This is a genomic window from Aureimonas psammosilenae (assembly GCF_009176975.1).
Taxonomy (GTDB): Bacteria; Pseudomonadota; Alphaproteobacteria; order Rhizobiales; family Rhizobiaceae; genus Plantimonas; species Plantimonas psammosilenae.
The window spans coordinates 1-10350 of sequence record NZ_WEZG01000031.1 but is presented as its reverse complement, the minus strand read 5'-3'; the positions used below and the strand labels follow the sequence as shown (position 1 = coordinate 10350).

The window sequence follows — 10350 nt, the reverse complement described above, 5'->3', positions numbered from 1 at the left end:
GCTAGTGGGTCTTATGGTTCAACGATTTCTAGTTATCGTGCTGAAATTGTTGGTAAAAACCAAAGTACAAACTCAAATAATGGTCAGCTTGGTATAATGAACTTTAACGGTACGGTGACTATTCGGGCATCCGTAACCGATAGTAGAGGGAGAACGTCAAACACAGTTGATGTTCAGGCTACTGTTATGAATTATTTCACTCCGCAGTTGTCGTTCTCTGCACAGCGTAGCGGCTCTACTAGTACGACTGTAACAGTTACAAGAAATGCTAGGATAGCCCCTTTAACAATCGGCGGAAGTCAAAAAAACAGAATGACGATATCGTTTAAGTACAAGGCGCACTCAGCTAGTAGCTACACGAATGACACAGGAAGTGCTAGTGGAACGTGGACAACAATGTCAGAGTTAGTTAATTCCTCAGCAAATCTTGGGGCGTCATTCAGTGTGTTGAAATCTTATGACTTGATTGGTGTTATCAGTGATAATTTTACATCATATGAGTATAAGGTATCTCTTGGTACAGAGAGTTACCCACTGGCTATCAGACCAGATAGAGTAGGGCTTGGTAAAACACCAGAGTTAGCAAACACTGTAGATAGTGCTTATCAGTATTATTACAATAACAAGCCTATTCAGCACCACAAGCTGACTTACAACGATGGCACGTCTATGTTGTTAACGCAAGGTACAGACTTTAATACTATCACAACTCCTGGTTTTTATCGCTGTTACAACCCAACTAATGCTCCTACAGTCGGTTCCTCAAGTGGTTGGAAGTATCTAAGAGTAACAAAACATGACGACCAGTTTTTGCTGCAAGAAGTTATCGATTATAGAGGCGGTACACCAGCTTTTAGAATTAAAGACGATAATGGTAATAAAGATTGGAAATCTTGGCAATACTACGCCATTCAAAATACAGTCGCCGAGTTTACAGCTGTTAATCAGACTAGAGTATACTCTGCTACTATCAATGGGCCATATGGTTTAAATGCCAAAGCAACTCGGTGTGGCAATATTGTTAATTTGTCGATTAATGTGGCTTATAGAAACGCCCACCAAGTAAGTGGGACAGCAGCAGAAAAGATTCCTATTGGTTGGAGACCAACAACCGCTCAGTACATCACACTCACAGGGCATGCTGGTGGAGGAACTGGTACACAAAACTGGACTGACAGCTTTATAGATTTACGTTATAATCCTGATAGTAGTATCAATTTCACGATTATAACAAAAGCTCAACCATTAGGTATGATGGGATCTATTACATGGATCACAACAGACCCATTCCCAAGTTAATGAAAGGAAAGAATTATGGATTTAAAATTTACATCAAAATTACAAGAATTCGACATAGATGGTACGGTTAAAGGCACTAGAGTAGTTTTGTCAAACGATGAAGGTGCCATCTACCCAGTTTCATTAGAACCTGACAAGATCGAACTATCTAACTCTGAACTAGAAGAATTAGCTCTTAATATTATTTATCAAAAGAATTTCCGTGATAAATATGAGAATGAGAAGTTTGAAGAATTTAATGAGAAAATCGCTAAATATGAAGAATTAATTAACACAATGAAGCAGTCTATGGCAGAATCAGACAAGATGCTCCAATTAGCAACAGCTACATTGAATGAATTAATCGGTCACATGTATCCTGATGGGGGCACTACTGACGGTGGTACTGAAGGTGCTACAGATGAAACTACTAAAGAAAATTAAAAATATTTATATAGGAGGAAAAACAATGATGATTAATTATTTTGCAATGCAAATCGAACTAGGTTGGATTACAATTGAAGCTGTACCAAAACGCTTCCGTAAACAAGTGCAAGAATTGCTTGATCTATCTCATGCTGGTTTGCAAGAAGAAGATAAGTAATTTTCTATAGTATAAAGGAGAATCAAAATGAATACAGATGTACTTATTAACTGGTTTGAATCTCGTCGTGGTAAATTAACGTACTCAATGTATGGGTCACGTAATGGTACAGATGGTACTGCTGATTGCTCTGGTTCAGTATCACAAGCGCTTAAAGAAGCAGGTGTTCCTATCAAAGGGCTACCATCAACTGTAACACTTGGTAGTCAACTTGCTCAAAATGGGTTTATCCGTGTGTCTCGTAACACTGATTGGACAGCACAACGTGGTGATATTGTAATGATGTCATGGGGTGCCGATATGTCTTCTTCAGGTGGTGCTGGTGGACACGTTGGTGTTATGGAAGATGCTAATATCTTCATCTCAGTCGACTACTGGACTGGTGGTGCTGCAGGTCAAGCTGTATCTTCTCATAATTGGAACCAATACTATGCTGCTCAAAGACCAGCGTATATTGAAGTTTGGCGCTATAATGGAACAGGCGGTAACAAACAACCGAATACAACTGTATCTCAAACTCCAACTCGCAAACCAGATTCAAAAGCATATTATCTTGCGAATGATGTTAAGTTTGTTAATAATATCTACCAAATCAAATGCGATTACCTGGCTCCAGTTGGATTCGATTGGACTGACAATGGTATCCCTGTTGGATTAGTAAACTGGGTAGATGAAAATGGTAATAACGTACGTGATGGAGCAGACAAAGACTTCAAATCAGGAATGTACTTTAGTTTCGAAATTGATGAAGCTCATATCACTGATACTGGTGAAGGTGGATATTACGGTGGTTATTACTGGCGTAAATTTGAGTTCGGTCAATTTGGTACAGTATGGTTATCATGTCGTGATAAGGATGATCTAGTTAATTACTATAAATAATTAGAAAGGGAACCAATATGCTGGAAATATTATTAACAGCTACAGTTCCTCAATCACCAGAAAAAGATCCTGATGGTATTGTGCATGTCCTATATATAATTGAACGATTCTATTCCTATTATGTAGATGATCATCTTATTATCTTGGCTCTACTATTTGTAATCGTATTTGATATTATACTTGGGACATGCAATGCGTGGGTCTATCATGAGTATAAATCTTACAAGTTTCGTGAAGGGTTGGTTAGTCATGCGGCAATGTTTTTTTTAACTGCATTAGTCTATCCTTTTATTGTGCTTGCAGGTTTAGATAAGGCTATTGATGCATTTATCCTTAGTATGATATTTGCATATTCATCTTCAATCCTAGCCAATCTAGCCAAGTTAGGTGTCAATATACCGTATATCGACCAATATGTTAGAACTCATATCGATTCACATAAGTTTGAGTTGAAAGACACAGACACGCCTGATAATATTCAACGTAAGTTAGGACAGTCTGGGAGGAAAAGAAAAAGAAAAGATGGAGACAGGAGGATGTCAAAATGAAACTTAATAACAATACATACAATTACTTAAAATGGATTGTTGTAGTATTACTTCCAGCTTTAGGTACTCTTATCGGTACAGTCGGTACAGCCTTTAACTGGGAATATACACAAATCACTTTAGTCATTGTTACCGCTGTTACAACATTTTTAGGTGCTCTTATTGGTGTATCTACAATCGGTTATAACAATGCGCAAAACATTGACACTAATTATACTAAAGAATAGAGGCTGATCAAAATGGCTACAGTTGCAGATATATTAAACTATGCAAAAGGTCTTGCAAACGCCCATACTGGTGTGGATATTGATGGCGCTTATGGTATGCAGTGTGTAGACTTACCAAACGCTATATCACAAAAGTTCTTTGGTAAAGCTTTATGGGGTAACGCTATTGACTTACTAAATTCTGCTAGAGGTGTTGGGTATACTGTATTTACTACAGGTTACCCTCGTGCAGGTGATGTATTTGTAACTAGGGAATCTAGCCATGGCTATGGACATACTGGTGTAATTATTGAGAATTATACTGGTAATGGTGTCTTAAAAACTATTGAACAAAACTATGCTGGTGTAGGAGCTGCGCAATATATTACGCGTAGCTTCCCTACCCATTATGGTGGTACAATCATTGGTTGGTTCAGATTTCCGGTAACAGGTGGATCATCAGGTGGATCTAATAGTACTCCAAGCAACCCCAATACTCAAGGTGACAATATTCCTGATATCAGTTATGGTGGTCATACATTCAAATCTTCGGATCTAAGAAAACTTATATTCCAATGTGTTCAACGTAACATTTTACCAGGTGGAGCTATTGCTCAACTATACTTAGAATCAAACTTTGGTGACTCGCATGTAGGTAGGGTCGATAACAACTGGTCTGGTATGACAGGTACAGCACAAACTCGACCTTCAGGGGTTGTAGTTACAACAGGTAGTCCTCGTCCTCCTTCTGAAGGCGGTTATTATATGCACTATGCTACTCTAGATGATTTCTTTAATGACTGGACTTATACGATATCACGATATTTATATAATGTTGCAGGCGCTAGGAATCTTGAAGATTATACAAGAGGGTTATTTAAAGTTGGTGGTGCTGTTTACGACTATGCCGCTGTAGGTTATGATGCTTATATAAAAACCATGCGGAGTGTATATAATGGTATTAATTCTCAAAATGGAGGCATCCTAGATGAGTTTAATACATTATGGTCACAGGGTAAATTACTTAAAGGTATTGGTAATGTTGAAGAAATTGTTGTTAATAATATGTCTTTCATATTCAACATTAAAGGAGACCCTAGCTGGAATGAAGGTACCATGTTCTTCTACAACGGTGCCATCAACAAGATTCAAGGTATACATAATCCAGAAGAATTAAAGTATCTTCAAATTATTTGGAAGGAATGCACAGGTCGTGATTTAAAACCCTATGGGTGGACAAACAAAGCACCGGTATACGTTCGTGTATTTGGTACTTTACAACCTGGCAACGATAAGGAAAGCCAAATTATGAAACAACTTGAACGGTTGAAGCAACAACTAGAAGACGCTTTAGAAGGAGCTGTATAGGAGGTAACTCAAAATGTCAATGTCCTTTGCTTTTAATATTAAAAACGATGAGGCCAATTGGAACCCTGGGACTATGTTCTTCTACAATGGAGATATTAATGAGATTCAAGGGATTCACAATACAGAAGAAATGAAATATATTCAATCTTGCTGGAAGGAATGTACAGGTCGTGACCTGAAAATATATGGTTGGTCAGCCCAAGCGCCTGTATATGTTCGTCTATTTGGTACTTTACAGCCTAGCTCAAAAACACAGGAAGTTCTTGACGAGATTAAGAGACTAGAAGGGTTGCTTAAGAAGTAGGTGTTTATATGACAATGGATTTCTTTTTTAATATAAAGAATGATCCCGATTGGAACCCGGGTACTATGTTCTTCTACAATGGTGCAATCAATAAAGTCCAAGGTGTTCACAACACCGAAGAATTAAAATATATGGAAATATGCTACAATGAAACACATGTACGAGCTATTCGCACATATGTATGGGATGCAAAAGTAGCGCCTGTATATATTCGCTTATTTGGAACTTTACAACCCCAATCAGAAGATCCTGAGTTAACTAAGAAGCTATTCCAATTACAGAAGCTAGCAGAGCAATATAATGCAATCTATGGTAACCCCAAACATTATAAAGCTAAAGTAGTAACAGTAGTACGAACGGAACCTAATCGAACTTCTGAAATTTTAGGTTATACCACAATCGATACAATTTATGACGTAACTGATTGCACTACTGCTTGTGACTGGGAATGGGCTAAGATTAATTTCAACGGTAAAACTGGTTGGACTGCTATGGGAGACATCTTAGGTAACCAATACGGGGAACGACTAAAATAAGAGTGGTTGTATTATACAGCCCTCTTTTTTTTTTTTCACACTTTTTACCGTCCTCTAGATGAAAGGAAGTTATATTATTATGAAAATTGAAGATTACAACTTTATTGAAAGAGTTATATTGTTGATGATTGGCCTAACACTATGGGCTATACAACATTGGTATATTTCAATAATATTTATTTTATACTATTTGTTTTTGTGTTATGGGATTGTAGGGTAATACCTTGCAACCCTCTTTTTTTTTCACACTTTTTACAGTCCTTATAATGAGAGGGAATACTCTATTATTACAATTAAAATTATAAGGAGAAACTATTATGTTAAACATTATTATTATGATTGTTGTTGGAGTTCTTTGTTTTAGAGAAGGATATAAAGCAGGTAAAAAGCGTTATATTAAGAAATTCGAAAAGATTATTAAAAAGAAACTCGAAAAAGAATATGTTATCACTAGAAGAGACTCAGAAGTCGATGGTGAAGATATTATTTACGATTTGTTTAAATAACTTTAGAAGAAGAAGGTTTTACCGCTTTCCTTCTTTTTTTTTCACACTATTTACAGCCCTCTATATGAAAGGAAGGTATATTATTATGAATAAAATTGTTAAACACTCTATTACTCAGACTAAAGACTATGCTTGCTCTAGCGATTTTGCTAAAGATATCGCTAAAAATGTAGTATGGGCTTCGGCTGGATATTTAGTTGGTGCGTTTATTAAAAATGTCGTAATGAATTACTTAGACGAAAAAGATTAAGAAGGAGGCTTACAAACCTCTTCTTTTTTTTTTTTGAAAGGAGAAGCCTATGTCACATAATATATTAGAGCTAACAACCCTATCTGACACTATTTACTCAAAAAGGATATGGATAGATCCTTCAAGATATCAGGTTGGATACGAACTTGTAACGACTGTTGAAAAGGCTAAAGAAATGGTCACAAAACCTAAAGGTAACAAAATATATATGCTAAAATATTCACACGTTGCTATAAACGGTGAAGCACATCCTTTAGAACGAATAGATGAATATAGGATTAAGCAATCCAGATGCCATACAGGAATAGTAAAACTATTATTTAAATGCGAGTATAAGGAGATAACTCATAATGATGGATTTTAACGAGCGAAAAGTTATTATTAATGATATTCTTGAAATGATATTCGAGTATGATTTATCACCAACAGATAATGATTGTAGATTATGTAAAGACATACTTGAGAATAAATATTTCGACCTAGACAACCAAGTTGAGGTTTATGACCTAAATAGTTTTGATTTCAAAGAAGTATATTATGCATGTATACGTGCCAACCACTTATTAAGATCCTCTTAATTTCACACTTTTTACAGTCCTCTATATGAAAGGAAGGTACATTATTATGTTAGCTATTTGGATTGGTATTGGATTAATTCTAATGGGAATTAACTCACTACGTGACAAGTAACAAAATTGTAATACTTTAAAGAAAGAAGGAAACTACTATGAAAAAATTTATTGCTATTTTTGTACTACTTTGCCTACCACCTGTTGGTTGGATTATTCTAGCCACAATGTATTTGGGTAAAATTGGTATATTTAACGATTAATTTTTAGAGGATTTTATATCCTCTTTCTTTTTTTTTTCACACTTTTTACAGCCCTCTATATGAAAGGAAGGTATATTATTATGAAAAACTTAAAGAAAACTGTTAAAGATGTTAAGGACAACAAGAAAGGTTTGATCCTATTTGGAGGATTATTCGTTGCTGGTGTTGTTGCATCTGCTGTTGGAATTAAAGTAGGTAATAGTATTATTAAAAAATAAAGAGGAAGCTTACAAGCTTCTTCTTTTTTTTGAAAGGAATGATTAAAATGAAAGACTTTAAACGAGAAGAATATTATGGAACTGGAAAATACCAACCTATTGATTTTTGGGAAGGATTACATATGCCTGCAAGCTTAGCAACCATGCTAAAATATTTAGTACGTGCAGGACTTAAAGATGGTGAATCAAAAGCAAAGGACTTAGCAAAAGCCAATAACTATTGGAATGTATTTTTATCTAATATCAACGATCATGTAATGTTTAGTTATTCTAATACTTATTCTAGCACACATTTCTATTCTTATAAATTACAAGCTTTTACTATTAATGAATTTATAGAATATTTAGAAGAAGACGGGTATGATGAAGATACTATTGAATGTATTCATGATGTTCTTTCCCTAGCTTTGCGCCTGGTACATGTAGGATATAATGCAAAAACTTATAAGGCATATCTCAATTATATTACATGTACATATACTACAAACATCAATACATCATTCAACAAACTATTAAAGAAAGCAGGAGTTGATTAAAAAATGGATGATAAATATAAAGAGCATTATAAAACTATGACTGATAGAAATGCATTATTTCATATGGTTATAAATCTATGTTACGATTATTCAGACGATAATGCAGGTAGTGAAATTGATAGTTTAGAGCAGCTTCTAGCTCTAACAGATTGGTCATATATTAACAAGGTATACAATAGGAATATGTATAAGCTTGTTGGAAATAACACAGACTTAGTGGAAAAATTAATAGATTGGGTGGCAAACAAGCTAATGGATGAATATAATCGAATAACTTTTGATCTATAATTTTTCACACTTTTTACAGCCCTTATAATGAGAGGGGATAACTCTCAAATAAAATATTTATATAGGAGGACATTATTATGTCAAACGAAAAAATGAACACTGTTGTTGAAGAAGAAGTTCTTGAAAATGTAGAATTTACAGAACACACAAAAAACACAGACACTGTTAATGAACCAAAAGTTGAACAAGTGAAAGAAAATAAACTAGTGCAATTTAAAAATAAAACACTAGGATTTATTGGAAAACACAAATTCGCTTTGGGTGTCATTACTGGTGTTGCTGGTGTAGTTGCTGCTGATCGTGTAATGACTATGTCTAAAGAAAGAAAACAAGTTGTTGATGCTGAATTCGTTGAAATTGATGAACCACATGTAGATGATTTTAAAGAAAATGATTATCCACAAGATGAAGACGTTACATACGTTGAAACTAATGATTCACAAGAAGAAGTTGAAGACGCTGTCGAAGAATAATATTATTGTTCGAAGAGGGTTATTCAACTCTCTTCTTTTTTTTTTTGAAAGGAATATATTATGCCTGTTCATTTTCCATTATTATTTAATAACTTAAAACCAAAACAAATGAAGTTAATAAAAGATATCGCTAATGTAGTATATCCTTACGATGACGTCTATGTACGCAACTGGGGCGATTTCTTATCTAAATTTAATTTTTTAACAGAGACATCTAACCTTTCTATTATAACAGTTGATTCTAAAGAAATAGTAACCTCATTTATAAATCTTAAACCCATATATATGGAAGTTGAATTTAAGTGTGACGATAAGATAGCTTCATATTTAAAAACCCTTATTACTAACATCAATCCTGAAGATAAATTTATAGGAGTAACACCACCTATAAGTATAGGAGCTTCTGTTAACAATTACACATCTTTCTTTATTACAGAAATTAACGTAAATTCTGTTAAATGGTTTGGTAACGATGTTCCCGTGTGTAGCACGAATAGTGTTGAGTTAAAAGGTTATACTTTTTATAAATCCAACCAAAATGAACCAATAGACTTTTACGACGAAGATTATTCTGATAAATAACTTTCACACAATAAACAGCCCTCTATATGAAAGGAAGGTATATTATTATGAAAAACCTATTTGTTAAAACTAAAAAGTGTAAAGAACGTAAAAAGATTGTCGATGCTATTAACGACAAGAAATTGCGTGAGTTGTATGAACGGCTTGCTGAAACAGAGCCAGACTCAGAAGATTACATTAGTATGTTGAAGCAAATTAGACTTATTGAAGATTCAATGGTTGTTACAAAACCTGCGAAGAAGCAATGGCTAACTGCTGAAAAAGCTACTGTATTATCTGGAGTCTTGACTGCTGGAGTAACCGTACTTACTACACTCGCTGTTCTTGGATATGAAAGCGAAGGCAATATCGTTGGCGGAACTGCACGTAAATTAGTCGACAAAGGTATTGGTGGTAAATACTAACTTGGATTGAGGATTTTATATCCTCTTTCTTTTTTTTTTGAAAGGATATAATAATATGGATGGTGTTCTTGTATTACAACTTGAAGTCCCTTTAGATTTGGTTAAAAATCAAGATGTTTATGTTATTAGTAGCTATGTAAATGTGACTGAAGATTTAAAAATAATTGGTCTTATTGTCAATATAAATACCTCAACAGAGAAGTTGCGAAATACTATAACTCGTGAATTATTAAGGAATAATGAAGTGGAATTGATTATACCTATTAGTGGTAATCCTCACTTAAGAGTTAACCATATGAATAATGTGCTAGCAAATGATAATAGACAGTTCAAAGTCTTCTATCAAGATACTAGCGACAAAGTAAAAGACTAAAGGAGATTACTTATGATTAAAAACGGAGAAAAAACGGAAGCCTACTTAATGTTATCAAAGGACGTAATTGGTGGAGATAAAATTAATATTAAAATAGAAGATGATAAAACTAAACTTGTAGCTGCCAGAGAAGATATTTCTGAAGTAATAACATTAATTAAT

At 34.5% G+C, this 10350-nt stretch carries 19 protein-coding genes; all 19 read left to right on the top strand.

Going from position 1 to position 10350, the window contains the following annotated elements:
- Positions 1-1299 (top strand): DUF859 family phage minor structural protein (locus F9929_RS23665; protein ID WP_210251390.1); only part of this gene is annotated, 1299 nt, incomplete at its 5' end.
- A 15-nt stretch (positions 1300-1314) separates the two neighbouring features.
- Entirely contained in the window at positions 1315-1722 is a 408-nt protein-coding gene (locus F9929_RS23660) for a DUF1366 domain-containing protein (protein WP_152049021.1), read from the top strand.
- A complete protein-coding gene (locus tag F9929_RS23655) occupies positions 1700-1882 on the top strand; it encodes a hypothetical protein (RefSeq protein ID WP_152049020.1) in 183 nt (60 codons plus the stop codon). Before F9929_RS23660 ends, F9929_RS23655 begins: the two co-directional genes overlap by 23 nt.
- Positions 1883-1909: 27 nt before the next feature.
- Positions 1910-2764, top strand: a complete 855-nt coding sequence (locus tag F9929_RS23650; RefSeq protein ID WP_152049019.1) for a lytic exoenzyme target recognition domain-containing protein — start codon at positions 1910-1912, stop codon at positions 2762-2764.
- Between the two features lie 17 nt (positions 2765-2781).
- Entirely contained in the window at positions 2782-3312 is a 531-nt protein-coding gene (locus tag F9929_RS23645; protein WP_152049018.1) for a phage holin family protein, read from the top strand.
- Positions 3309-3539 (top strand): phage holin, encoded by a 231-nt coding sequence (locus F9929_RS23640; protein ID WP_152049017.1) that lies wholly within the window; start codon positions 3309-3311, stop codon positions 3537-3539. The genes F9929_RS23645 and F9929_RS23640 overlap by 4 nt, the downstream gene beginning before the upstream one ends.
- A 12-nt stretch (positions 3540-3551) precedes the next feature.
- Complete coding sequence (locus F9929_RS23635; protein WP_210251389.1) at positions 3552-4886, top strand: CHAP domain-containing protein; 1335 nt, start codon at positions 3552-3554, stop codon at positions 4884-4886.
- 13 nt (positions 4887-4899) lie between these two features.
- Positions 4900-5190, top strand: coding sequence for a hypothetical protein (locus F9929_RS23630; RefSeq protein ID WP_152049016.1), 291 nt, complete (start codon positions 4900-4902; stop codon positions 5188-5190).
- A gap of 8 nt (positions 5191-5198) precedes the next feature.
- Positions 5199-5726 (top strand): SH3 domain-containing protein, encoded by a 528-nt coding sequence (locus F9929_RS23625; RefSeq protein ID WP_152049015.1) that lies wholly within the window; start codon positions 5199-5201, stop codon positions 5724-5726.
- A 317-nt stretch (positions 5727-6043) separates the two neighbouring features.
- The gene (locus F9929_RS23620; RefSeq protein ID WP_152049014.1) at positions 6044-6232 is read left to right on the top strand and encodes a hypothetical protein; all 189 of its coding nucleotides are present in this window, start codon (positions 6044-6046) and stop codon (positions 6230-6232) included.
- Positions 6233-6317: 85 nt separating this feature from the next.
- The gene (locus F9929_RS24235) at positions 6318-6482 is read left to right on the top strand and encodes a hypothetical protein (RefSeq protein ID WP_193227901.1); all 165 of its coding nucleotides are present in this window, start codon (positions 6318-6320) and stop codon (positions 6480-6482) included.
- 49 nt (positions 6483-6531) lie between these two features.
- Positions 6532-6846 carry a hypothetical protein gene (locus F9929_RS23615; protein ID WP_152049013.1) on the top strand — a complete coding sequence of 105 codons (315 nt, stop codon included), beginning with the start codon at positions 6532-6534 and terminating at the stop codon, positions 6844-6846.
- A 548-nt stretch (positions 6847-7394) separates the two neighbouring features.
- Positions 7395-7532 (top strand): hypothetical protein, encoded by a 138-nt coding sequence (locus F9929_RS24230; protein WP_193227900.1) that lies wholly within the window; start codon positions 7395-7397, stop codon positions 7530-7532.
- A 47-nt stretch (positions 7533-7579) separates the two neighbouring features.
- The gene (locus F9929_RS23610) at positions 7580-8068 is read left to right on the top strand and encodes a DUF3310 domain-containing protein (RefSeq protein ID WP_193227899.1); all 489 of its coding nucleotides are present in this window, start codon (positions 7580-7582) and stop codon (positions 8066-8068) included.
- A 3-nt stretch (positions 8069-8071) separates the two neighbouring features.
- Positions 8072-8356, top strand: coding sequence for a hypothetical protein (locus F9929_RS23605; protein ID WP_152049011.1), 285 nt, complete (start codon positions 8072-8074; stop codon positions 8354-8356).
- A gap of 77 nt (positions 8357-8433) precedes the next feature.
- Positions 8434-8829 (top strand): hypothetical protein, encoded by a 396-nt coding sequence (locus F9929_RS23600; RefSeq protein ID WP_152049010.1) that lies wholly within the window; start codon positions 8434-8436, stop codon positions 8827-8829.
- Positions 8830-8889: 60 nt separating this feature from the next.
- A complete protein-coding gene (locus F9929_RS23595) occupies positions 8890-9411 on the top strand; it encodes a hypothetical protein (RefSeq protein ID WP_152049009.1) in 522 nt (173 codons plus the stop codon).
- 47 nt (positions 9412-9458) lie between these two features.
- Positions 9459-9815, top strand: a complete 357-nt coding sequence (locus F9929_RS23590) for a hypothetical protein (RefSeq protein ID WP_152049008.1) — start codon at positions 9459-9461, stop codon at positions 9813-9815.
- Positions 9816-9870: 55 nt separating this feature from the next.
- Positions 9871-10188: a hypothetical protein gene (locus F9929_RS23585; RefSeq protein WP_152049007.1), complete on the top strand. Its 318-nt coding sequence runs from the start codon at positions 9871-9873 to the stop codon at positions 10186-10188.
- Positions 10189-10350 lie beyond the last annotated feature (162 nt).